Genomic DNA, 24851 nt, shown 5'->3' on the forward strand with positions numbered 1-24851 from the left:
GAAAGGTTCCGGGCCGGCCATGGCGCTCTCCCTCTACGTCGACACCGCTCGCTGGCGGGCGCACCAGAAGACCGTGATCGACCAGTTCCCCGGTCTCATCCCGGTGTGCAAGGGCAACGGGTACGGCTTCGGCCACGAGCGCCTCGCGGACGAGGCGGCCCGGTTCGGCGCCGACATGCTCGCCGTCGGCACCACGTACGAGGCCGCGAAGATCAAGGACTGGTTCGGTGGCGACCTGCTGGTCCTCACCCCCTTCCGCCGGGGTGAGGAACCGGTTCCGCTGCCCGACCGGGTGATCCGTTCCGTGTCGTCCGTGGACGGCGTCCACGCCCTGGTGGGCGCCCGCGTCGTGATCGAGTGCATGAGCTCGATGAAGCGCCACGGCGTGCGCGAGGAGGAGCTCCAGCAGCTCCACGCCGCCATCGAGGACGTCCGCCTGGAGGGCTTCGCCCTCCACCTGCCCCTGGACCGCCCGGACGGCACCGACGCGGTCGAGGAGGTCATCACCTGGATGGACCGCCTGCGGAACGCCCGGCTGCCGCTGCACACCATGTTCGTCAGCCACCTGCGGGCCGAGGAGCAGGCCCGGCTCCAGCAGCAGTTCCCGCAGACCCGCTTCCGCGCCCGCATCGGCACCCGGCTGTGGCTGGGCGACCACGACGCCACGGAGTACCGGGGCGCCGTCCTCGACGTGACCCGGGTCGCCAAGGGCGACCGGTTCGGCTACCGCCAGCAGAAGGCCGCCTCGGACGGCTGGCTGGTCGTCGTCGCCGGCGGCACCTCGCACGGCGTGGGCCTGGAGGCCCCGAAGGCGATGCACGGCGTCATGCCGCGCGCCAAGGGCGTCGCGCGCGCGGGCCTCGCCACCGTCAACCGCAACCTCTCGCCCTTCGTCTGGGCCGGGAAGCAGCGCTGGTTCGCCGAGCCGCCGCACATGCAGGTGTCGATCCTGTTCGTGCCGGCCGACGCCCAGGAGCCCCGCGTGGGCGACGAACTCGTGGCGCATCTGCGCCACACCACGACGCAGTTCGACCGGCTCGTCGAGCGCTGAGCCGACCGAGAGAGCACGCGAGAAAGCACTCACCCCCGGGAGTCCCGCTCCCGGGGGTGAGTGCTTTCTCGGTCAGTCGGTCTCGGGCGCGCCCCACGGGTGGCCGGGCTCGTCCGCGGTGCCCCAGCGCACCCGCCGGCCCTCCTCCACGGCCGGGGCGGCGTGCCGGGCCGGATGGGCTGCCCTGCCCGCCGCGAAGACGTCCTCGGCGCCGTCCAGGACGCCGCCCGAGGGGTCGTCCGCGCCGTCCTGCCGGACCGGGTCCTTCTCGGGCGCCAGGATGTCCCGTACGACCATCGCGCACAGGTACAGCGTGCCGAGCAGGTGGAGGACGATCGCGAACTGGTAGCCGTCCACCGGAAGGCCCTGCTTGTTGCCGCTGGTGGTGAAGGCCAGGTACATCCAGATGCCGACGAAGTACATGACCTCGCAGCCCTGCCAGACCAGGAAGTCGCGCCAGCGGGGCCGGGCGAGCGCGGCGAGCGGGACCAGCCACAGGACGTACTGCGGCGAGTACACCTTGTTGGTCAGTACGAACGCGGCGACGATCAGGAAGGCCAGCTGGGCGAAGCGGGGCCTGCGGGGCGCCGTCAACGTCAGGAACGCGAGTCCGGCCACCGCCGCCCCCATCAGCAGCAGCGCGTACAGGTTCGCCCGCCCCGGCGTGATCACGTCACCGGTCCGCTGGCTGATCAGCAGCCAGATCGAGCCGAAGTCGACGTTCCGGTCCCGGCTGAAGAGGTAGAACTGCTTCCACCCCTCCGGCGCGAGCAGCATCACGGGCAGGTTCACCACCAGCCACGCGCCGCACGCGCCGAGCACCGCCGCCCCGTACGCCCGCCACTTCCCGGCACGCCAGCAGAGCAGCAGCAGCGGGCAGAGGAGCAGTATCGGGTAGAACTTCGCGGCGGTGGCGAGGCCCAGCAGAATCCCGAAGGCCAGCGGCCGGCCCCGCGACCACATCAGAACGGCGGCGGCGGTCAGCGCGACGGCCAGTATGTCCCAGTTGATCGTGGCGGTGAGCGCGACCGAGGGCGCGAGCGCGACCAGCAGACCGTCCCAGGGACGCAGCCGGTGCGTCCGGGTCACACAGACCGCCAGGACGGCCGCGCAGACCATCAGCAGGCCGGCGTTGACCAGCCAGTACGCCTGCTCCTGCTGCCTCATCTCGCCGCCGCCCGGCGTCAGCCAGGCCGCGACCTCCATGAAGAGACCGGTCAGGACCGGGTACTCCAGAAACGGTATGTCGCCGCCCAGCCGGTCGAAGTACGGGATCAGGCCGTCCGCGAAGCCCCGCCCGGCGAAGAGGTGCGGGATGTCCGAGTAGCACGCGTGCGTGTACTGGGAGGTCGTGCCCTGGAACCAGGCCCAGTTGTAGCAGGGCAGTTTCTGCACCATGCCGAGGGCGTACATGCCGAGGGCCACGAGCACGATCACCCGCACCGGCGTCAGCTGCCCGGTGCCGGCGGCCGCCCGGCGGCCGTAGGGGCCACCGATCAGTTCGCTGCCCGCGGCGGCCACCTTGTCCCGGTGGGTGGGGATGACCGTCTGCGAGCGGTCCTGCGGCGCGCTCGACTTCTGGAGGCTCGGCATGGGGGACATCCTGCCGTACGTCCCTGGGAAAACGGCGAGGGCCGCCGCGGCCGGCCCGTACGGAAAGTACGGAGCGGACGCGGCGGCCCTCGAAACGTCATCCCTGAAGGGATCAGGGGAAGGTCCCGCCGGGTTTGCCGTTCCCGCCGGTGGTGTCCGTCGGCGAGTCGGTCGGCGCCGGTGCCGTGGTGGTCGCCGGCGCTGTGGTCGGCTGCCCGGTGGTGCCGCCGGTGGTGCTGCAGCTCCAGTCCCAGACGTCACAGGTCGTCTTGCCCGGCTTCGGCGTCCTCGTCGGCTTCCCGGTGGGAGTCGTCGTCGGGGTGGCCGGGGGAGTCGTCGTCGGCATCGCCGACTCGGTGGGCGTCGGGGTGGCCGTCGGCGTCGGCGTCGGGCTCGCGGCGCCACCACCGAAGACGGGCACGGCGCCCTCCAGCTTCTCCGGCTTGGGGAAGTCCACGACCGCCATGTCCTTCACGGCATCCGTCATGTACTCCCGCCAGATCTGGGAGGGGAACGACGAACCGTGGATCGTCGGCTGGTCACCCGTGCCGTACATCTTCAGGAACTCGCGCCCCTCCTTCGTCTCGTCGTCGTCGAAGCGGTACATGTCGATCGCGGTCGCCAGCTGCGCCGTGTAGCCCACGAACCAGGCCGACTTGTTGTCGTCGGTCGTACCGGTCTTGCCGGCCACCGCGCGGCCCGGGATCCGCGCCTTGCGACCGGTACCCCGGTCGTCGTCGACGACCGACCGCAGCACGTCGGTGACGTTGTTGGCGATGGCGGGGCTGAAGGCCACCTTGGGCTGGGCCTTGTGCTGGTGGATGGTCTCGCCGTTCCTCACCACCTTCTCGACGGAGTACGGGTCGTTCTGCACACCCTTGTTCGCGAAGGTGGAGTACGCGCCCGCCATGCGAATGGCACTGGGGCTGGAGACACCGAGGGAGAAGGAGGGCACCTCGCCCGTGACGAGGGAGTCCCTGCGGAGTCCGGCGGCCACGGCTGCGTCACGGACCTTGTCGATACCGACGTCCATGCCGAGCTGCACATACGGCGAGTTGGCGGACTTGATCATGGCGTAGCGCAGGGAGATGGGGCCGTAGCTGGCGTTCTCGTCGTTGCTCTGACGCCACTCCTCGCCCTTGTCGTCGAGCCAGACGTCCCCGTTGTACTTACGGATCGTCAGGTCGTCCTTGCCGTTGTACAGGCTCTTGTCCGGGTCAAGGATCTTGCGCTCGGACGCGTCCTGGTCCGGACCGAACCTCTTGTCCCGGACGCCGTCCTTCATCGCGGCGGCCAGCACGAAGGGCTTGAACGTCGATCCGACCTGGGCACCGGTGGTGTCGGCGTTGCTCCGGAAGTGCTTGGTGGCGTCGACGCCACCGTAGATGGCGACGATCTTCCCGGTCGCCGTGTCGACGGAGGCGCCGCCGAACTGGACGTGCGTGTCCGTGTCCGGGCGCTTCTTCGGGTCGATGTTGTCCTTGATCTTCTTGTTGATCACGGCCGCCAGCTTGTCCACCTTCGGCTTGTCGAAGGTGGTGTAGATCTGGTAGCCGCCGCGCTCCAGCTGCTGTTCGGTGATGCCGAACTGGTTCTGCATGTTCACATTGGCGGTGGAGACCAGATAGCCGATCTGACCGCTCAGATTGGCACCCTTCCGCTGCTTCTCCACCTTGGGGAACTTGGTGTACTTCGCCCGCTCCTCGGCCGAGATGTGGCCGTCCTTCTGCATCTCGTCGAGGATCCAGCTCCACCGCTTGGTGGCCCGCTCGGTGTTCGCCTTGGCCGAGGCCCGGGGGTCGATCTCGGGGTAGCCGGCGGGGTCGTAGTACGTCGCACCCTTCAGTACCGCGGCGAGCAGAGCCGACTGGCTGGGGTTCAGGTCCTTGGCGTCCACGTTGAAGTAGGCACGGGCCGCTGCCTGAATGCCGTAGGCGCCCCGTCCGTAGTACGAGGTGTTCAGATAGCCCGCCATGATCGCGGGCTTGCCCACCTCGTTGCCGACCTTCATGGAGATGAAGAGTTCCTTCACCTTCCGGGTGACGGTCTGCGACTGGTCGTCCAGGCGGTTGTTCTTCACGTACTGCTGGGTGATCGTCGAGCCACCCTGGGTCTCGCCGCCCTTGGCCATGTTCCACACGGCGCGGGCGATACCCATCGGGTCGATACCGGAGTCGTCCCGGAAGGTCTTGTTCTCCGCCGAGATCACCGCGTTCTGCATGGACTCGGGGATCTGGTCGATGCCCACGATCTGGCGGTTGGTGCCACTGCCCGTCGCGACCATCCGGCTCTTGTCGGCCCAGTAGTAGATGTTGTTCTGCGAGGTCGCCGTCTTCGCCGGGTCCGGGATCTCCACCTGCGAGTACGCGATGTAGGCAGCGCCCATCAGGCTCGCCACGCAGAACAGGAAGGTGCCCGACACGAGCTTCCACGACGGCATCCAGCGACGCCAGCCGTACTTGTTGTGACGCGGGTAGTCGATGATCCGCTTCTTGCCCGGCGGGCGACCGCCCGAGCCCCGCCCCGGACCACTGCCGCGACCGCCGCCACCACCACCGCCGCGCCGACCCCCACCGGGACCGCCGGGGCCGCCGGGGCCCGCATCCGCGCCCCTGCGGCGACTGCCGCGCTGGGCCGCCCGGCGGGCCTCCGCGCGCCCGCCGTAGGGACGCTGCTCCTCCCCAGGGGAGGAGGGAGGACCGTACGAGGCCGAAGGGGCCCCCATACCGACGTCATGGGCCGGGGCCGACCTGCGGCCCGGCTGCTGGGCAGCGCGCCGTGCCGCCGCGCGACCGCCCGTCGGCGGCTGCTGCGGCGGCATTTTGCGACGATGCTCGCTCATCGAACGACTACTCCTCGGGCAGGCGCGTACGCCTGGAAGCGGCAGTTGAGTTCCGGTCCCCCCGAAATGCGCACGGCGGGAACCCATCGGAGGTCCCCCCGTACCGCAGCCGGTCACCCGCAGCACTGACGCCCCAGGGCATCGCTCGGTTCCCGGTGGTCTGCATGCCGCACAGACTACGCACGGCCAAAACCCACCTACAGCCGGACTTCACCCCAAATCAGGCAAGTCGAACGCTGTGAATTGACGATGTGACGCCGGTCACTGCGGGCCCGCTTGTCGGGACAGGGTGGTCGTTCTATCGTGCTGATGTATCGAGTCGATACATCAGCACGGCATAAGGGCCCCGAAGGCGGAGGAGGAGGCGACGGATGAGCAGACGCTCCGGCATCCTCGAGTTCGCCGTCCTCGGCCTGCTGCGCGAGGCCCCCATGCACGGGTACGAGCTGCGGAAGCGCCTCAACACCTCGCTGGGCGTCTTCCGGGCCTTCAGCTACGGAACGCTGTACCCCTGCCTCAAGACGCTGGTCGCCAACGGCTGGTTGATCGAGGAGCCGGGCAGCGCCCCCGAGGAGGCCCTCGCCGCTTCACTCGCAGGGCGCCGGGCCAAGATCGTCTACCGGTTGACCCCGGCAGGTAAGGAGCACTTCGAGGAGCTCCTCTCCCACACCGGCCCGGACGCCTGGGAGGACGAGCACTTCGCGGCGCGCTTCGCCTTCTTCGGGCAGACCGAGCGCGAGGTGCGGATGCGCGTGCTCGAGGGCCGCCGCAGCCGGCTGGAGGAGCGCCTGGAGAAGATGCGCGCCTCCCTGGCCCGGACTCGCGAGCGCCTGGACGACTACACGCTTGAGCTGCAGCGCCACGGTATGGAGTCCGTGGAGCGCGAAGTGCGCTGGCTGAACGAGCTCATCGAGAGCGAGCGGGCAGGGCGGGATCAGCGATCCGGCTCCGACGCCCCCGCTCTGCACGACAACGATTCTGGAGAGACGGGCGGCCTGCCCCGGCACGGGGGCAGTACCCGGCCGGATCCGTCCGACGACACCGCCAAGTGAAACCCTGCGCATCGCAGGGCTTCCACGATCACACAGGGAGCAACCGGAATGGGTTCGGTTCGCGTAGCCATCGTCGGCGTGGGCAACTGCGCCGCCTCGCTGGTCCAGGGCGTCGAGTACTACAAGGACGCCGACCCGGCGACCAAGGTGCCCGGCCTGATGCACGTCCAGTTCGGCGACTACCACGTCGGTGACGTCGAGTTCGTCGCCGCCTTCGACGTCGACGCGAAGAAGGTCGGCCTCGACCTCTCCGACGCCATCGGCGCCAGCGAGAACAACACCATCAAGATCTGCGACGTCCCGAACAAGGGCGTCACGGTCCAGCGCGGTCACACGCTCGACGGTCTCGGCAAGTACTACCGCCTGACCATCGAGGAGTCCGCCGAGGAGCCGGTCGACGTCGTCCAGATCCTCAAGGACCGCCAGGTCGACGTTCTCGTCTGCTACCTGCCCGTCGGCTCCGAGGACGCGGCGAAGTTCTACGCCCAGTGCGCCATCGACGCCAAGGTCGCCTTCGTCAACGCCCTTCCGGTCTTCATCGCCGGCACCAAGGAGTGGGCGGACAAGTTCACCGAGGCGGGCGTCCCGATCGTCGGCGACGACATCAAGTCGCAGGTCGGCGCCACCATCACGCACCGCGTGATGGCGAAGCTGTTCGAGGACCGTGGTGTCCGTCTTGAGCGCACGATGCAGCTCAACGTCGGCGGCAACATGGACTTCAAGAACATGCTCGAGCGCGACCGCCTGGAGTCCAAGAAGATCTCCAAGACGCAGGCCGTCACCTCGCAGATCCCGGACCGCGAGCTGGGCGAGAAGAACGTCCACATCGGCCCGTCGGACTACGTCGCCTGGCTGGACGACCGCAAGTGGGCGTACGTCCGCCTCGAGGGCCGTGCCTTCGGTGACGTCCCGCTGAACCTCGAGTACAAGCTCGAGGTGTGGGACTCCCCGAACTCCGCCGGTGTCATCATCGACGCCCTGCGCGCCGCGAAGATCGCCAAGGACCGGGGCATCGGTGGCCCGATCCTCTCCGCGTCGAGCTACTTCATGAAGTCCCCGCCGGTCCAGTACTTCGACGACGAGGCCCTGGCCAACGTCGAGAAGTTCATCAAGGGTGAGGTCGAGCGCTAAAGCGCCGCACGCTTGTCGATCGAGGGTCCCCGAGCCAGTGCCCGGGGGCCCTCTTCGTATGTGAGTCTTGCTGCCATGTCCGTCGTACGTGATCTGCGCGTACTCCTGCGCCTGACGAACTTCCGCCGTCTGCTCGCCGTCCGGCTGCTCTCCCAGTGCGCCGACGGCGTCTACCAGGTGGCCCTCGCCACGTACGTCGTCTTCTCGCCCGAGAAACAGACCTCCCCCGCCGCGATCGCCTCCGCCATGGCGGTGCTCCTGCTCCCGTACTCCCTCGTCGGGCCCTTCGCCGGGGTGCTCCTCGACCGCTGGCAGCGCCGCCAGGTCTTCCTGTACGGGAACCTCCTGCGCGCGCTGCTCGCCTGCGGGACCGCCGCCCTCGTCCTCGCCTCCGTACCAGACTGGCTCTTCTACGCCTCCGCCCTCTCCGTCACCGCCGTCAACCGGTTCGTCCTGGCGGGGCTCTCCGCCTCCCTCCCCCGTGTCGTGGACGAGGAGCGGCTCGTCCTGGCGAACTCGCTCTCGCCCACGGCGGGCACCCTGGCCGCGACCGTCGGTGGTGGTCTCGCCTTCGGTGTCCGGCTCATCGCCGACGACTCCGACGCGGTCGTCGTCGCCTTCGGCGCCCTCCTGTACCTCTGTGCCGCCCTCGCCTCGCTGCGGATGTCCCGGGAGCTCCTCGGCCCCGACGCCGACCTCACGCCGCAGCCCCTCATCTCAACCCTGAAGTCCACCGCCCACGGGCTGGCCGCGGGCCTGCGGCACCTCGCCGAGCGACGCCCCGCCGCCCGGGCGCTCACGGCGGTGGCCCTCATGCGCTTCTGTTACGGCGCCCTGCTCGTCACCGTGCTCATGCTCTGCCGCTACACCTGGAGCTCCACGGAGTCCGAGGGCCTCGGGCTGCTGGGGATCGCCGTCGCCGCCTCGGGCGCCGGCTTCTTCGCGGCAGCCCTCCTCTCCCCCTGGGCGGTGGGACGCTTCGGCCCCTTCGGGTGGATGACGGTGTGCACGGCCGCGGCCGCCGCCCTCGTACCCGCGCTCGGCCTGCCCTTCGCCCCGACGCCCTTCCTCGTCGCCGCCTTCCTCCTCGGGCTCATCACCCAGGGAGCCAAGATCGCGACGGACACGGTGGTCCAGACGACCGTGGACGACTCCTATCGAGGCCGGGTCTTCTCGCTCTACGACGTGCTGTTCAACGTCGCCTTCGTGGGCGCTGCGGGCGTCGCGGCCTTGATGCTGCCGCCCGACGGCCGCTCGCCCCTGCTGGTCGTACTGGTGGCCGTGATCTACGCGGGGCTCGCTGTGGCTCTCCACCGGGAACGCCAGGAGGGGTGATGTTTCACGTGAAACACCACCCCTCCAGAGCGTCGACCGGGTCGGTGTTTCACGTGAAACATCGGCCCGTCCGGGCGTCTGCTCGACTCAGTCGCGCGCTGCCCACCACTCCTTGAGCGCGGCAACGGCCTCGTCGTACTCCATCGGCCCGTTCTCCAGCCGGAGCTCAAGCAGGAACTTGTACGCCTGGCCGATGGCCGGCCCCGGTCCGATGCCCAGGATCTCCTGGATCTGGTTGCCGTCGAGGTCCGGGCGGATCGCGTCCAGCTCCTCCTGCTCCTGGAGCTGAGCGATGCGGACCTCAAGGCCGTCGTAGGTCCGGGAGAGCGCTGCCGCCTTGCGCTTGTTCCGCGTGGTGCAGTCCGAGCGGGTCAGCTTGTGCAGCCGCGAGAGCAGCGGCCCGGCGTCGCGGACGTAGCGCCGCACGGCCGAGTCGGTCCACTCGCCGTCCCCGTAACCGTGGAAGCGCAGGTGTAGCTCCACGAGACGTGAGACGTCCTTGATCAACTCGTTGGAGTACTTGAGCGCGGCCATGCGCTTCTTGGTCATCTTCGCGCCGACCACCTCGTGGTGGTGGAAGGAGACCCGGCCGTCCTTCTCGAAGCGGCGCGTGCGCGGCTTGCCGATGTCATGGAGCAGCGCGGCGAGGCGCAGCACCAGGTCGGGCCCGTCCTCCTCCAGGTCGATCGCCTGGTCGAGCACGGTCAGCGAATGCTCGTAGACGTCCTTGTGCCGGTGGTGCTCGTCGCTCTCCAGGCGCAGCGCGGGCAGCTCGGGCAGCACGTGCTCGGCGAGGCCGGTGTCCACGAGGAGTCCGAGGCCCTTCCGGGGGTGCGCCGAGAGCAGCAGCTTGTTGAGCTCCTCACGGACACGCTCGGCCGAGACGATCTCGATCCGGCCGGACATCTCCTTCATGGCCGTGACGACCTCGGGAGCGACCTCGAAGTCCAGCTGTGCGGCGAACCGCGCGGCCCGCATCATGCGCAGAGGATCGTCGGAGAAGGACTCCTCCGGCGTACCCGGGGTACGCAGGACCCTGGCGGACAGATCCTCGAGACCGCCGTACGGGTCGATGAACTCCTTCTCGGGGAGTGCCACGGCCATGGCGTTGACGGTGAAGTCACGCCGGACGAGGTCCTCGTCGATGGAGTCGCCGTAGGAGACCTCGGGCTTCCGTGAGGTCCGGTCGTACGCCTCCGAGCGGTACGTGGTGACCTCGATCTGGTAGCCGTCCTTCTGCGAGCCGACGGTCCCGAAGGCGATGCCGACCTCCCACACGGCGTCGGCCCACGGACGGACGATCTTCAGTACGTCCTCGGGGCGGGCGTCGGTGGTGAAGTCCAGGTCGTTGCCGAGCCGGCCGAGCAGCGCGTCCCGCACCGAGCCGCCGACCAGCGCGAGGCTGAACCCGGCCTCCTGGAAACGGCGGGCGAGGTCGTCGGCGACAGGGGACACACGGAGTAGTTCACTGACCGCGCGGCGTTGCACCTGGCTCAGTGCAGTCGGGGTGTCTTCGTTGGCGTTCGGCACAACAGAAAAGGGTACGTGCCCCGGCTCACCGCGGCGTTCCCGTTTTCGGCTGGAGCAGTCCCCGGCACTTGCCCCCAGCGTGCATCGTTACCATGCCTGGACACAGCAACCGGGAACCACCGACACCACTGGCACCACAGACAACGACGAGGACGGGCGAACGCGTGGCCGAGGCGGCAGACATCCAGGGAACCGGTCCCTCACCTGCCCGCCGATGGCTGCGGCGCACGATCACCGTCGCCTTCGGGGCACCCCTTCTCGCGGGCCTGCTCCAGGCCCCTCTCGTCGCCGCTCCGGCGGCGGCCGCCGAGGACGCCACCGGCTCCAGGACGGTCGATGTGTCACTCGACACGCTGGCCCCGAGCGCGCCCGTCGAGGGCGACACCGTCACGGTGACGGGCACGGTGACCAACCGGGGCAAGAAGGCCGTCACCGACGCGACCGTGAACCTGCGCGTCGGACCGAGGATGACGAGCCGCAGCGAGATCGAGCAGGTGTCGGGCCGCACCGGTTTCCGGAGCGACAGCGACCCGGCCCCTCTCGACGACGCGCCGACCGTCAAGATCCCCCGGCTGGGCGCCGGCCTGAGCGCGGACTTCACGCTCTCCGTCCCCGTCTCCGAGCTGGGGCTCGACGAGGAGGGCGTCTACCAGCTGGGCGTCTCGCTCACCGGGCAGACCTCGGACCGGCAGTACGAGCGGGTGCTCGGCATCGAGCGGACCTTCCTGCCGTACCAGCCCGAGGCCACCGAGAAGAAGACCCAGCTCACCTACCTCTGGCCGCTCATCGCCACGTCGCACGTGTCGGCGCAGACGGCCACGGACGACCAGCAGACCCCGGTCTTCGAGAACGACGACCTGGCGGCCGAGCTGCATCCCGGCGGCCGCCTCGACGAGCTGGTCTCCCGGGGCAAGGACCTCCCGGTCACCTGGGTGGTCGACCCGGACCTGCTGGCCTCCGTCGACGCCATGGCGAACGGCTACCGCGTCAAGGACGGCGAGCTGGACGTCCCCGGCAAGTACCAGGCAGTCGCGGAGCGCTGGCTCGACGCGCTGGAGAAGGCGGTCCAGGGACACAAGGTCGTCGCCCTTCCCTTCGCCGACCCCGACCTGGCCTCGCTGGCCCACCGGGGCAAGGACGTTCCCGGCTCCCTCGGACACCTCCAGTCCGCGACCGCCCTGGCGGGCATGACGGTCGAGACCGTCCTCCACGTCCAGGCGGCCACCGACTTCGCCTGGCCCGTCGACGGCGCCGTCGACCCCTCCATCGTGGCGGTCGCGACCTCGGCCGGCGCCGAGAAGGTGATCGCCCGCAGCGACAGCGTCCGCGACGACCTCTCCTACACGCCCACGGCCGCCCGCCCGCTCGGCGGCGGCAGCACCACGGCCGTGGTGAGCGACGCGCTCCTGTCCACCGCCTTCGAAGGGGACATGGTCCGCGCGGAGAGCTCCACGCTCGCCGTGCAGGAGTTCCTCGCCCAGTCGCTCGCGGTCACCCTGGAGCAGCCGGAGGACCAGCGGAGCATCGTCGTCGCCCCGCAGCGGATGCCGACGGCCGCGCAGGCCCAGTCCATGGCGATCGCCCTGCAGGGCCTCTCCGGCCGGCGCTGGACCGAACCGACCGACCTCCTGACGGCCGCCGCGGCCAAGCCCGACCCGGACGCCTCCACCACGGTGCCGAGCAGCTCCCGCTACCCGAAGAAGCTGCGCGACCGCGAGCTCCCGGTCCAGGCCTTCCGCGACATGAAGTCCACGCGGGACGAGCTGAACGACTTCAAGGTCATCCTGACCCAGCCGGAGCGCGTCGTGACGCCCTTCGGGGGCGCGATCAACCGCGAGATGTCGACCTCCTGGCGCGGTGAGGCCCGGGCCGCCGCGATCTACCGGAACAACGTCCTGGACTACCTGCAGACCCTCACCAAGGGCGTGCAGCTGGTCGACAAGTCGGACCTCACGCTCTCCGGCCGCAGCGCGACGATCCCCGTGACCGTCCAGAACAAGCTGCTCCAGGGCGTGGACAACCTGAAGCTGCGCCTCACCTCGGGCAACAAGAACCGTCTGGAGCTGAACGGCGAGAGGTACACCGAGCTCCCGGTGAAGGTCGGCGGCGGACACAGCCAGTCGGTGAAGTTCACCGCCTCGGCCAACGTCAACGGCCAGGTGCCGATGACGGCCCAGCTCTACACCGAGGACGGCACCCCGTACGGGCAGCCGATGAACTTCACCGTGCGGGTCTCCGAGATCACTCCCACGGTGATGCTCGTGATCGCCGGCGGTGTCCTCCTCCTCGTGCTCGCCGGTGTGCGCATGTACAGCCAGCGCAAGCGGGTGGCCGCCCGGAACGCCGAGGCCGAGGCGGCGGAGGCAGCCGAGGACGACTCCGCCGAGGGCGACGCCACGTCGGAGCCCGGTGAGGACGCGCCCGGCGAAGGCAAGTCCGACGCGGAGGAACCCGTGCAGCCGAGTGACCCGACACCGGACACCCGGCCCGAAAGCGGGGACCCGTCGGGCCCGGGTGAGAAAGTGGACCGTTGAGCGATGTCGTGGCCGGTCGGCCGGACGATGAGGTGGGGTAACCATGAACGCGCCGTACGACGGTGACCGCGGCCAGGGCGCGGGCGGCCCGGCGCCGGCCCCTGGGACGCCCGCGGCGCCTCCCGGCGCCGGCCACCCGCCGGTGCCGCCCCCGCAGCAGGGCGCCCCTGGCGCGCAGGGAGAGGACCCCTACGCGCAGAACCCGTACGCCCAGGACCCCTACGTCCAGGACGCCTTCGCCCACGACCCGTACCGCGCCCAGGACATGTCCGCGCAGGACCCGGTGACCGAGGCGCTCTACGACCGCGCCGCGCACCCGCCGCCCCCGCCCGGCACCTACCAGGACCCGCACGCGCTCTACCAGCAGCCGGCCGCGCCGCAGCACGCCCCCGACCCCCGGGTCTGGGCCCAGACCCCGGCGCCCGAACCGGACGGTCCCTCGCGGCACCTGCCGTACGGCGACGACGCGCGCACGGTCCAGTTCACCGGTGTCGACGACCTGGTGACCCGGGCGAGCGAGGAGACGCCCGAGCCGGACGCGTTCGCGCACCTCTACCGGGACCAGCAGGCGCCCGGCCAGGTGCCGCCGCCCGCCCCGGAGCCCGACCCGCTGCCCGCGCCCGCCCCCAAGAAGTCCGGTCGTGCCTCGGGTCTGCTGAAGTCGAGCGCGGTGATGGCGGCCGGCACCCTGGTCTCCCGGCTGACGGGCTTCGTCCGCAGCCTGGTGATCACCGGTGCGCTCGGCGCCGCCCTGCTCGGTGACACCTTCACCATCGCCTACACCCTGCCGACGATGATCTACATCCTCACCGTCGGTGGTGGCCTCAACTCGGTCTTCGTCCCGCAGCTCGTCCGCTCCATGAAGAACGACGAGGACGGTGGCGAGGCCTACGCCAACCGGCTGCTGACCCTGGTCATGGTGGCGCTCGGCCTCATCGTGGCCCTGGCCGTCTTCGCGGCGCCGCTCCTGATCCGGCTGATGTCGAACACCATCGCCGACGACGCCGCGGCCAACAGCGTGGCCGTGACCTTCGCCCGCTACTGCCTGCCCACGATCTTCTTCATGGGCGTGCACGTGGTGATGGGTCAGATCCTCAACGCCCGCGGCAAGTTCGGCGCGATGATGTGGACCCCGGTCCTCAACAACATCGTCATGATCGTCACCTTCGGCCTGTTCATCTGGGTGTACGGCACCTCCGCCGAGTCCCACATGGGTGTGCAGACCATTCCGGACGAGGGCGTCCGACTGCTCGGCATCGGCACTCTGCTCGGCCTCGTCGTCCAGGCCCTGGCGATGATCCCGTACCTGCGTGAGACGGGCTTCCGCTTCCGTCCCCGCTTCGACTGGAAGGGCCACGGGCTCGGCAAGACGGTCAAGCTGGCCAAGTGGACGGTCCTCTTCGTCCTCGCCAACCAGGCGGGCGTCCTGGTCGTCACCCAGCTCGCCACCGCCGCCGGCGAGGAGTCCGGGAAGAACGGTGCCGGCTTCCTCGCCTACTCCAACGCCCAGCTGATCTGGGGCATGCCGCAGGCCATCATCACGGTCTCCGTCATGGCCGCGCTGCTGCCGCGGATCTCCCGCGCCGCCCACGACGACGACCCCGGCGCCGTCCGGGACGACATCTCGCAGGGCCTGCGGAACTCGGCCGTCGCGATCGTCCCGGTCTCCTTCGCCTTCCTGGCGCTCGGCGTCCCGATGTGCACCCTGCTCTACGCCTCCAGCGGCGTCGAAGCGGCCCAGGGCATGGGCTTCATCCTGATGGCCTTCGGCCTCGGCCTGATCCCCTACTCCGTCCAGTACGTCGTCCTCCGCGGCTTCTACGCCTACGAGGACACCCGGACGCCCTTCTACAACACGGTGATCGTCGCCGCCGTCAACGCGGCCGCCTCGGCGGTCTGTTACGTCGTCCTGCCCGCCCAGTGGGCCGTGGTCGGCATGGCCGCCTCGTACGGCCTCGCCTACGCCGTCGGCGTCGGCATCGCGTGGCGCCGGCTCCGCAAGCGCCTGGGCGGCGACCTGGACGGCACGCATGTGATGCGGACCTACGCGCGGCTCTGCATGGCCTCCGTGCCCGCGGCGATCGTCGCCGGTGCCGTCGGTTTCGGCCTGCTGAAGCTGCTGGGCGAGGGCGCCCTCGGCTCGCTCGCCGCCCTCGTGGTGGGCGGTGCGGTGCTCCTCGGCGTCTTCTTCGTCGCCGCGAAGCGCATGCGGATCGCGGAACTGAACACCCTGGTCGGCATGGTCCGCGGACGTCTGGGACGCTGAACCCGGCGGCCCCGCACAACCATCGGCGGGAACCGCGTGTCGTGCATAGCGTCCGACTGTGGGCACAATTGGCTTGGCTGTTGGATGTGGCGCAACGGATGGGGAGGCAGGAACGACGGTGGCGGAACGTAGCACGGCTGCCGTCGACGTGGCCGACAACAGCGGTGACGACCCGCTGACCGCCAAGGCGGACACGGCCGCGACCGACGGGGTGGCGGAAGAGCAGAAGACGGCGGAGAAGTCCGCCGAGGCCACGGAGAGCAAGGCGGTCGAACGACAGAGCGGCGAACAGCCCTCCATCACGGCACCCGAACTGCACAGCGGCCACAAACTGGCCAGACGCTACCGGCTGGAGGAGTGCGTCACCCGTCTGGACGGCTTCAGCAGCTGGCGTGCCGTCGACGAGAAGCTGCGCCGCGCGGTCGGGGTCCACCTGCTGCCGGCCGACCACCCCAGGGCCCGGTCGGTCCTGGCCGCGGCCCGCTCCTCGGCTCTCCTCGGCGACCCCCGCTTCGTCCAGGTCCTCGACGCCGTCGAGGAGAACGACCTCGTGTACGTCGTGCACGAATGGCTGCCGGACTCCACCGAGCTGACCGCGCTGCTCGCGGCCGGCCCCCTGGAGCCGCACGACGCGTACCAGCTCGTCAGCCAGGTCTCCCAGGCCATGGCCGCCGCCCACCGCGAGGGCCTCGCCCACCTCCGGCTCACCCCGAGCGCCGTCCTGCGCAGCTCCACCGGTCAGTACCGGATCCGCGGCCTGGCCGTGAACGCCGCCCTGCGCGGCATCACCGCCGAGCGTCCGCAGCGCACCGACACCGAGGCCATCGGCGCCCTGCTGTACGCCGCGCTCACCCAGCGCTGGCCGTACGACAGCGACGCCTACGGGCTCTCCGGGCTTCCCAAGGGCGTCGGACTGCTGGCGCCCGACCAGGTCCGCGCCGGTGTCCACCGGGGCCTCTCCGAGATCGCCATGCGCGCCCTCGCGAACGACGGGGCCACCGCCTCGCGTCAGGAGCCGCCCTGCACCACCCCGGACGAACTGGCCAGGGCCGTGGCGGCGATGCCCCGTGTCCGGCCGCCGGAGCCGGAGTTCACCCCGCCGCCCGAGTACCAGCACACGACGTACCAGCAGGGCACCTACGGACGCCCCCAGCCGCGTCCCGTGGTCACCCAGCCGGTCGTCGTCCCGCCCCCGCCGCTGCAGAGCCGCACCGGCAAGGCGCTCAAGTGGGCCGTCTCGGCCCTCCTGATCGCCGCGCTCGGCCTCGGCAGCTGGCAGATCGCGGACCGGCTCCTCGCCCCGGAGGGCAAGGACGAACCGAAGAACGTCCAGCCGACGCTCGACGACGAGAAGCCCAAGCCGCTGAAACCGCTCACCATCTCGTCCGCCCAGGACTTCGACCCGCCCCCCGGGGGCAACGGCGAGGAGTACCCGGAGTCCGTGGCGGACGCGTACGACGGGAATCCGAGCACCTTCTGGCACACCAAGAACTACACCACCGCGAAGTTCGGCAACCTGAAGAGCGGCGTCGGCATAGTGCTGGACCTGGGCTCGGCCCAGAAGGTCAGCTCGGTCGACCTGTCGTTCGTCGGGCAGACCTCGGTGGAGGTCCGCACGGCACCCGACGGCGCCTCCACGGCGCCTGCCACGGCCGAAGGTTTCACCACCCAGGCGTCCACATCCGGCAGCGATGTGCAGCTGAAGTTCCCCAAGCCGGTCACGACCCGCTACGTTCTGGTCTGGCTGACGGAGCTGCCCCTCACCGACGGTGAGTACCGCGGTCAGCTGACCGAAGTCAAGGTCATGGGCTGACGACGCTGGGGGAGGGGCTCACCGTTGGACCGACCGATAGACGACACCACGGACGACCGGGAGCTCCTCGCGCGCCATGTCGCCGGGGACCCCGACGCCTTCGGCGAGCTCGTGCGGCGGCATCGTGATCGGCTGTGGGCGGTGGCCCTGCGGACCCTGGGGGACCGCGAGGAAGCCGCTGACGCCGTCCAGGACGCCCTGATCTCCGCCTTCCGGGCCGCCCACACCTTCCGTGGCCAGTCGGCCGTCACAACCTGGCTCCACCGCATCACGGTCAACGCCTGCCTCGACCGTGCCCGCAAGACCGCCTCGCGCCGGACCTCACCGGTCGACGACACCGACCGCTTCGAGCAGCTTCTCGACCCCCACGAGTCGGCCGAGGCGCCCGTGGAGCGCCAGGACCTCAACCGTCAGCTCCTCGCCGCTCTCGCCACGCTCCCCGAGGACCAGCGAGCCGCGCTGGTCCTGGTCGACATGCAGGGATACCCGGTCGCCGAGGCAGCCCGTATCCTCGGCGTCCCCACCGGGACCGTGAAGAGCCGCTGCGCGCGCGGGCGAGCACGCCTCCTTCCGATGGTCACTCATCTGCGCGCCGACACCGTGGGTAACGAGGCCGTCGAAGGGGGAAGGAACCGGACGCCGGGGACATCCGTCCCACCGGTGCCGGGGCCGACGGATACCGGACCGACAGATCCAGCTGCTGTGAAGGGCGGAGGTGGGCGCACGTGACTTCCACGGCCGGCAAGGCCGACACCACACAGCACCCGGACGTCTCGGAGATCTCCGATCTGACCGAGGGGCTGCTCTCGCCGACCCGTTCGGCGGCCGTACGGCGGCACCTGGACGGCTGCCGCCTCTGTGCCGACGTCCGGTCCTCGCTGGAGGAGATCCGGGGCCTGCTGGGCACCCTGCCGGGCCCGCCCCGCATGCCCGCCGAGATCGCCGGGCGGATCGACGCGGCCCTGGCCGCAGAAGCCCTCCTCAACGCCACCTCCCCGGAGAGCGACGCCCCTGTTTCACGTGAAACATCGCGCTCCTCCACCAAGACCACGGCTCCGTCCCCGTCCTCCCCTGCCCCGGACCGTCCCGCCGGACGTCCCCGGGCGGGCACCGGCCCCGGACGCCCCGGCACGCCCCGCCGTCGCCGGATCGCGCTCTCCACGATCGGCGCCGCCTTCGGGGCCATGGTGCTCGGTACGAGCCTCTACCTCCTCAGCCAGCCGGGCGACCCGATCTCCGCCGGCTCGGCCGACGCCCAGAAGGCCGACACGTTCGCGAGCGCACCCCTCAGTCCCTTCTCCGGTGCACCGGTCGAGGACCGGGTCCACGCCCTCCTCGCGGAGAACCGCGCGCCCAAGACCCCCCAGGGGGTCGGGCCCGAATCCATGTCCGCCGAGGCGAGCAGCAACACCTCCCAGCGCAACACGGCCGACGCCGTTCCCGGCTGTGTCCTTGCCGGCACCGGCCGCACCGACGGACTGCTCGGCCACGAGCGCGGCGAGTACCGGGGAGCACCGGCCTATCTGGTCGTCCTGACCGATCCGGCGGACAGCACACGGGTCCAGGCCTATGTGCTCGACGCCTCCTGCGCCGAGCGCCCCAAGGAGAGCGGAAGCCCGCCCGCCGACGTGCTGCTCAGCCAGACGTACCCTCGCTCCTGACCTCTCTTCCCGCCCGGCCACGTGCCGCGCGGCGGTCTCGGGAATGCGCGCCCCTTAGGATCCGTTGGGTGGGGTGAGAGCGACCGAGACAACCGCCCCCGTAGGCAGTGGCAGTCTGCAGAGACGAGGAAGAAACCCGTGAGCGACGTCCGTAACGTGATCATCATCGGCTCCGGGCCCGCGGGTTACACCGCTGCGCTCTACACGGCCCGAGCGTCGCTGAATCCTCTGGTCTTCGAGGGTGCGGTCACCGCTGGTGGCGCCCTGATGAACACCACCGAGGTCGAGAACTTCCCTGGTTTCCGTGACGGGATCATGGGCCCGGACCTGATGGACAACATGCGGGCCCAGGCCGAGCGCTTCGGCGCCGAGCTGGTCCCGGACGACGTCGTCGCCGTCGACCTGACCGGCGACATCAAGACCGTCACCGACACCGCCGGCACCGTGCACCGCGCCAAGGCCGTGATCGTCACCACCGGCTCCCAGCACCGCAAGCTCGGCCTCCCCAACGAGGACACGCTCTCCGGCCGCGGTGTCTCCTGGTGCGCCACCTGCGACGGCTTCTTCTTCAAGGACCAGGACATCGCCGTCGTCGGCGGCGGCGACACCGCGATCGAGGAGGCCACCTTCCTCTCGCGGTTCGCCAAGTCCGTCACGATCGTCCACCGCCGGGACACCCTGCGTGCCTCCAAGGCCATGCAGGAGCGCGCCTTCGCCGACCCGAAGATCTCCTTCGCCTGGGACAGCGAGGTCACCGAGATCCACGGCGATCAGAAGCTCAGCGGTCTGACCCTGCGCGACACGAAGACCGGTGAGACCCGCCAGCTGCCCGTCACCGGCCTCTTCATCGCCGTCGGCCACGACCCGCGGACCGAGCTCTTCAAGGGCCAGCTGGAGCTGGACGAGGAGGGCTACCTCAAGGTCGCCGCCCCGTCGACGCGCACCAACCTCACGGGTGTCTTCGGCGCCGGCGACGTCGTCGACCACACCTACCGTCAGGCCATCACGGCCGCCGGCACCGGCTGCTCGGCCGCGCTCGACGCCGAGCGCTTCCTGGCCGCCCTCGCCGACAGCGAGAAGCTGGCCGAGACCCCCGCGGTCTGACCCCCGTCTCTCCCCACCCCACACCCCGCGAAAAGAAGGAGGCCGCCGTGGCCGGCGCCCTGAAGAACGTGACCGACGCAGACTTCGAGGAGCTCGTCCTCAAGAGCGACAAGCCCGTCCTGGTGGACTTCTGGGCTGCCTGGTGCGGCCCGTGCCGCCAGATCGCCCCGTCGCTGGAGGCCATCGCCGCCGAGCACGGCGAGATCGAGGTCGTGAAGCTCAACATCGACGAGAACCCGGCCACGGCTGCCAAGTACGGCGTCATGTCGATCCCGACGCTCAACGTCTACCAGGGTGGCGAGGTCGTGAAGACCATCGTCGGCGCCAAGCCGAAGGCCGCGATCCTGCGCGACCTGGAGGGCTTCGTCGAGGCCAAGGCCTGACACCCACCGCATGTTTCACGTGAAACGGCCCGCCCCCTGTCGGGGGCGGGCCGTTCTCGTTCTCCGAAGCTAGAGAGGCCGCAGGGCAGGCTCCTTCTGCACGGCCCCGAGCAGACGGTCCAGAGCCATCTCGACGTCCTCCTTCCAGGAGAGCGTCGTCCGCAGCTCCAGCCGCAGCCGGGGGAAAGCATGGTGCGGGCGCACGGTCTTGAAGCCCACCGCGAGAAGGTGCTCGGCCGGCAGCACACAGGCCGGCTCCTTCCACCGGGCGTCCCCGAATGCCTCGATGGCCTTGAAGCCCCGCCTCATCACGTCCTTGGCCACGGTCTGCACGACCACCCGCCCCAGTCCCTGCCCCTGGTAGCCCGGCATGATCCAGGCCGTCATCAGCTGGACGGCGTCCGCCGCCACGGGGCTCGTCGGGAAGGCCGTCGAGCGCGGCACATAGGCCGGGGGAGCGTAGAGCACATAGCCGACCGGCACCTCGTCGACGTACACCACCCGGCCGCAGGAGCCCCACTCCAGGAGAACGGCCGAGATCCAGGCCTCCTTCTCCAGCTCCGGGCGCCCCGCCTTCACGGCGGCCTCACCACTGACCGGGTCGAGCTCCCAGAAGACACAGGAGCGACACCGCTTGGGGAGATCCGGAAGGTTGTCCAGCGTGAGCGGTACGAGCCGACGCCCCACGGCTGCTCCTCGTTTCCCTCGCCATCGAGCACGGATACGCCTCTCGGAATCGTATCGATCGGACGATCGGGGCGATACCGCTCACACGCAAAGGGCGGGCCGCGTTCCGGTGAAGACCGGAGCACGGCCCGCCCTGGGCGGCCTCAGTGAGCAGGAAGCGGGATCAGCCCTGCTCGGAGTTCTTGTGGTCCATGACCCGCCCCTCGCCCGGAGCCAGGGTCGAGAGGATCCGGTTCAGATCGTCCATCGAGGCGAACTCGACGACGATCTTGCCCTTCTTCTGTCCGAGGTCGACCTTCACCCGGGTCTCGAAGCGGTCCGAGAGCCGGGTGGCGAGGTCCGTGAGCGCGGGCGAGACACGGCCACCGGCCCGCGGGCCCTTCGGCTTGACCGCGGCCTCGGGCTCCTCGGAGCCCATGAGGCTGACGATCTCCTCGACGCTGCGCACCGAGAGCCCCTCGGAGACGATCCGGTACGCCAGCTTGTCCTGGGCGTCCGGGTCCTCCACACCGAGCAGGGCCCGCGCGTGGCCGGCGGAGAGCACTCCGGCGGCGACGCGACGCTGCACCGGCAGCGAGAGCCGGAGCAGTCGCAGCGTGTTGGAGATCTGCGGCCGCGAGCGCCCGATCCGCTCCGCGAGCTGGTCGTGCGTGCAGCCGAAGTCCTTGAGCAGCTGCTCGTAGGCGTGGGCCTCTTCGATCGCGTTCAGCTGGGCCCGGTGAAGGTTCTCCAGGAGGGCGTCCAGGAGCATCTTCTCGTCGTCGGTGTCCCGGACGATGGCCGGGATGCGCTCCAGACCGGCCGTCGTCGAGGCGCGCAGACGACGCTCGCCCATGACGAGCTCGTAGCGGTCGGCCTCGATCTTGCGCACGACCACGGGCTGAAGCAGACCGACCTCCTTGATGGAGGTGACGAGCTCCGCCAGCGCGTCCTCGTCGAAGACCTCACGCGGCTGGTGCCGGTTGGGAACGATGGCGTCGATCGGAAGCTCGGTGAAGTACGCACCGGCCGGAGGCTCCGGCATGGCCACCGGCTCCGGCTCGTTCCACGCCGGCGTGGACTCCGGGGCCTGCGGGCTCTGCGGCAGCGTCGCCAGCTTCGCGGCGGCCACCCCTCGCTCCACCTGCCGTTCCTGGGGAGCAGCGGGAATCAGCGCACCGAGCCCACGCCCCAATCCCCTACGTCGCTCGCTCACTGGATCCCCTCCGACATGCTGCGCTGGTTGTTCTGGTGCCCTACATGGGCGTGCTGCGGTTCGTACTGCACGGCGACCCCCCGCAGGGCGATCTCACGGGCCGCTTCGAGATACGACAGGGCGCCGCTGGAGCCCGGGTCGTAGGTGAGGACCGTCTGCCCGTAGCTCGGCGCCTCCGAGATGCGGACGGACCTCGGAATGCTGGTCCGCAGCACCTCCTCGGCGAAGTGGCTGCGCACCTCGTCGGCGACCTGCGAGGCGAGCCTCGTCCTGCCGTCATACATGGTGAGCAGGATCGTCGAGACGTGGAGCGCCGGGTTGAGGTGCCCTCGGACCAGGTCGACATTGCGAAGGAGCTGTCCGAGCCCCTCCAGCGCGTAGTACTCGCACTGGATCGGGATCAGTACCTCCGCGCCCGCCACCATGGCGTTGACCGTGAGGAGTCCGAGCGAGGGCGGGCAGTCGATCAGGATGTAGTCCAGCGGCTGCTCATATGCCTGGATCGCCCGCTGCAGGCGGCTCTCACGGGCCACCAGCGACACCAGCTCGATCTCGGCGCCTGCCAGGTCGATGGTGGCCGGGGCGCAGAAGAGGCCCTCGACGTCCACGACCGGCTGCACCACGTCCGAGAGCGGCTTGCTGTCCACCAGGACGTCATAGATCGAGGGGACCTCGGCGTGGTGGTCGATGCCGAGCGCTGTCGAGGCGTTGCCCTGCGGGTCCAGGTCGATGACCAGGACGCGGGCGCCGTGCAGCGCCAGGGACGCGGCAAGGTTGACCGTCGTGGTCGTCTTGCCCACGCCGCCCTTCTGATTGGCGACGACCATCACGCGAGTCTGAGCCGGGCGGGGAAGTCCCTCACCGGCACGACCCAGCGCTTCTACTGCCAGCTGGGCAGCACGACCGATGGGGGTGTCGTCCATCGGGGGCGGTGTTTCACGTGAAACATCCTCCCCCACCGATTCGGTTCGGGGACCGGGGACCGGATCGGTCATCGGTCCCGCGATGTTGGCGTCGGACCGCAAGGATTCACTCTCCTCGGCTTCAGGCTCGCGATGAGGAGAGCCTGCCATGCTTTCGGGGTCGTGAACCAGCGAGGTCGGTGGTTCTGTGGGTGAATCCACCTCTGTGGACAACTCCGTAACCCTCGCGGGTGGCTTCACACGGGGTCTACGGTCCCGGGGCGTGGCAGCCGCGCGACCGCGGCTGATGATCCCCTGCAGCAGTGAGCGACGTTTCACGTGAAACACCATGCCCCTGCCGCCCGGCCGGGACCGTTCGACACTCCGAAATGGTACGTATGGGACGCTCAGCGACGTCGGCGGGTCTTGCTGGTACGAGCCGCCTTGGCCCGCTTGGCCGCGAACCGCACACCACCGGGGCTCTCGCCGACCTCCACGCGCACGACCGTGGACATCGGGTCGACGATCCCCTCGCCGACCTGGACGACCGAGGTCTCCACCACACCGAGCCGGGAGAGCGCGGCGCGAGCACCGTCGATCTCCTCCTGCGCGGTGTCGCCCTTGAGCGCCAGCATCTCTCCGTACGGGCGCAGCAGGGGAACACCCCAGCCGGCCAGCCGGTCGAGCGGAGCCACCGCACGGGCGGTCACCACGTGCACCGGCGTGATCTTGCCGAGCATCTCCTCCGCCCGTCCCCGGACCACGGTCACATGGTCGAGGCCGAGCAGCTCGACGACCTCCTGAAGGAAGTTCGTCCTGCGCAGGAGCGGCTCCAGGAGCGTGATCTTCAGGTCGGGCCGGACCAGCGCCAGGGGGATACCGGGCAGACCCGCGCCCGAGCCCACATCGCAGACGGTGACGCCCTCGGGGACGACCTCCGAGAGGACGGCACAGTTCAGCAGGTGGCGCTCCCAGAGACGCGGGACCTCACGCGGGCCGATCAGACCGCGCTTCACACCCGCATCCGCGAGCAGCTCCGCGTACCGCACGGCCTCCGGGAAGTACTCACCGAAGACTGTCCGCGCCTGCTCCGGCGCCTCGGGGAGCTCCGCTGCCTCCGTCACGGGAACCGTCCTTCCGTACCGCACGACTCGCGTGCGAGCGCACTGTGGTGGCTGACTATCAAGGCTGACAAAGATCGGCCCCGCCTGCGAACAGACGGGGCCGACACTACGTGAGGGTTCAGGCCGGGAGCACAACGACGAAGCGCTGCGGCTCCTCGCCCTCGGACTCGCTGCGCAGACCGGCGGCGGCGATCGCGTCGTGCACGACCTTGCGCTCGAACGGCGTCATCGGTTCCAGCTTGACCGGCTGGCCCGTGGACTTCACCTCGGAGGCGGCCTTGGCGCCCAGCTCGGCGAGCTCGGCACGCTTCTTGGCCCGGAAGCCGGCGATGTCGAGCATCAGCCGGCTGCGGTCACCGGTCTCGCGGTGCACGGCCAGGCGCGTCAGCTCCTGGAGCGCCTCCAGAACCTCGCCGTCGCGGCCCACGAGCTTCTGCAGGTCGCGGCTGCTGGAGTCGCTGATGATCGAGACAGCGGCCCGGTCGGCCTCGACGTCCATGTCGATGTCGCCGTCGAGGTCGGCGATGTCGAGCAGGCCCTCGAGGTAGTCGGCCGCGATCTCACCCTCCTGCTCCAGGCGGGTCAGGGTGTCGCCACCCTCGGCGGCGGCGGAGGTGGTGCCTTCCGTCACGGATGGACTCCTTCTTG

General features: G+C 70.0%; 19 protein-coding genes. 11 read left to right on the forward strand and 8 right to left on the reverse strand.

The genetic code is table 11. The features are described from left to right. Window positions 1–19 precede the first annotated feature (19 nt). Window positions 20–1051, forward strand: a complete 1032-nt coding sequence (locus ABT041_RS00145; protein ID WP_351176430.1) for an alanine racemase — start codon at window positions 20–22, stop codon at window positions 1049–1051. Window positions 1052–1123: 72 nt separating this feature from the next. On the opposite strand, the gene ABT041_RS00150 is transcribed toward ABT041_RS00145, so the two are convergent. Continuing rightward, on the reverse strand, window positions 1124–2644 hold the full coding sequence (locus ABT041_RS00150) for a glycosyltransferase family 87 protein (RefSeq protein WP_351176433.1): 1521 nt from the start codon (window positions 2642–2644) through the stop codon (window positions 1124–1126). 112 nt (window positions 2645–2756) lie between these two features. Then, on the reverse strand, window positions 2757–5486 hold the full coding sequence (locus ABT041_RS00155; protein ID WP_351176436.1) for a transglycosylase domain-containing protein: 2730 nt from the start codon (window positions 5484–5486) through the stop codon (window positions 2757–2759). 371 nt (window positions 5487–5857) lie between these two features. Between ABT041_RS00155 and ABT041_RS00160 the strand changes: the two genes are divergently transcribed. The 3 genes from ABT041_RS00160 (at window position 5858) to ABT041_RS00170 (ending at window position 9004) form a co-directional block, all read left to right on the forward strand. After that, entirely contained in the window at window positions 5858–6538 is a 681-nt protein-coding gene (locus tag ABT041_RS00160) for a PadR family transcriptional regulator (RefSeq protein WP_351176439.1), read from the forward strand. A 48-nt stretch (window positions 6539–6586) separates the two neighbouring features. Continuing rightward, window positions 6587–7669, forward strand: coding sequence for an inositol-3-phosphate synthase (locus tag ABT041_RS00165; protein ID WP_351176442.1), 1083 nt, complete (start codon window positions 6587–6589; stop codon window positions 7667–7669). Between the two features lie 75 nt (window positions 7670–7744). Beyond that, window positions 7745–9004 (forward strand): MFS transporter, encoded by a 1260-nt coding sequence (locus ABT041_RS00170; RefSeq protein WP_351176445.1) that lies wholly within the window; start codon window positions 7745–7747, stop codon window positions 9002–9004. A gap of 87 nt (window positions 9005–9091) precedes the next feature. Here ABT041_RS00170 and ABT041_RS00175 read toward each other — a convergent pair whose 3' ends face one another. Then, window positions 9092–10534, reverse strand: coding sequence for a CCA tRNA nucleotidyltransferase (locus ABT041_RS00175; protein ID WP_351176448.1), 1443 nt, complete (start codon window positions 10532–10534; stop codon window positions 9092–9094). Between the two features lie 164 nt (window positions 10535–10698). Here ABT041_RS00175 and ABT041_RS00180 point away from each other — a divergent pair, with 164 nt between their 5' ends. The 7 genes from ABT041_RS00180 (at window position 10699) to trxA (ending at window position 20295) form a co-directional block, all read left to right on the forward strand. After that, window positions 10699–13068, forward strand: a complete 2370-nt coding sequence (locus ABT041_RS00180; RefSeq protein ID WP_351176451.1) for a DUF6049 family protein — start codon at window positions 10699–10701, stop codon at window positions 13066–13068. Window positions 13069–13111: 43 nt separating this feature from the next. Further along, window positions 13112–15334 carry a murein biosynthesis integral membrane protein MurJ gene (gene murJ / locus ABT041_RS00185; RefSeq protein ID WP_351176454.1) on the forward strand — a complete coding sequence of 741 codons (2223 nt, stop codon included), beginning with the start codon at window positions 13112–13114 and terminating at the stop codon, window positions 15332–15334. A gap of 118 nt (window positions 15335–15452) precedes the next feature. Beyond that, entirely contained in the window at window positions 15453–17147 is a 1695-nt protein-coding gene (locus ABT041_RS00190; RefSeq protein ID WP_351176457.1) for a protein kinase family protein, read from the forward strand. Window positions 17148–17171: 24 nt separating this feature from the next. Continuing rightward, window positions 17172–17876, forward strand: a complete 705-nt coding sequence (gene sigM, locus ABT041_RS00195; RefSeq protein WP_351176460.1) for an RNA polymerase sigma factor SigM — start codon at window positions 17172–17174, stop codon at window positions 17874–17876. Further along, complete coding sequence (locus ABT041_RS00200) at window positions 17873–18808, forward strand: RsmA family anti-sigma factor (RefSeq protein ID WP_351176463.1); 936 nt, start codon at window positions 17873–17875, stop codon at window positions 18806–18808. Before sigM ends, ABT041_RS00200 begins: the two co-directional genes overlap by 4 nt. A gap of 138 nt (window positions 18809–18946) precedes the next feature. Further along, the gene (trxB, locus tag ABT041_RS00205) at window positions 18947–19912 is read left to right on the forward strand and encodes a thioredoxin-disulfide reductase (RefSeq protein WP_351176466.1); all 966 of its coding nucleotides are present in this window, start codon (window positions 18947–18949) and stop codon (window positions 19910–19912) included. 47 nt (window positions 19913–19959) lie between these two features. After that, window positions 19960–20295, forward strand: a complete 336-nt coding sequence (trxA, locus tag ABT041_RS00210) for a thioredoxin (RefSeq protein ID WP_351176469.1) — start codon at window positions 19960–19962, stop codon at window positions 20293–20295. A 69-nt stretch (window positions 20296–20364) separates the two neighbouring features. On the opposite strand, the gene ABT041_RS00215 is transcribed toward trxA, so the two are convergent. The 5 genes from ABT041_RS00215 to ABT041_RS00235 form a co-directional block, all read right to left on the reverse strand. Continuing rightward, complete coding sequence (locus ABT041_RS00215; protein WP_351176472.1) at window positions 20365–20982, reverse strand: GNAT family N-acetyltransferase; 618 nt, start codon at window positions 20980–20982, stop codon at window positions 20365–20367. A gap of 163 nt (window positions 20983–21145) precedes the next feature. Next, complete coding sequence (locus ABT041_RS00220) at window positions 21146–22177, reverse strand: ParB/RepB/Spo0J family partition protein (protein WP_351176475.1); 1032 nt, start codon at window positions 22175–22177, stop codon at window positions 21146–21148. Next, the gene (locus ABT041_RS00225; RefSeq protein WP_351176477.1) at window positions 22174–23250 is read right to left on the reverse strand and encodes a ParA family protein; all 1077 of its coding nucleotides are present in this window, start codon (window positions 23248–23250) and stop codon (window positions 22174–22176) included. The genes ABT041_RS00220 and ABT041_RS00225 overlap by 4 nt, the downstream gene beginning before the upstream one ends. Window positions 23251–23486: 236 nt before the next feature. Then, entirely contained in the window at window positions 23487–24203 is a 717-nt protein-coding gene (gene rsmG, locus ABT041_RS00230) for a 16S rRNA (guanine(527)-N(7))-methyltransferase RsmG (protein WP_351176480.1), read from the reverse strand. Between the two features lie 118 nt (window positions 24204–24321). Further along, entirely contained in the window at window positions 24322–24834 is a 513-nt protein-coding gene (locus ABT041_RS00235) for a Jag family protein (RefSeq protein WP_351176483.1), read from the reverse strand. Window positions 24835–24851 lie beyond the last annotated feature (17 nt).

This window comes from Streptomyces sp. NPDC002825 (assembly GCF_040295385.1).
Classification (GTDB): Bacteria; Actinomycetota; Actinomycetes; order Streptomycetales; family Streptomycetaceae; genus Streptomyces.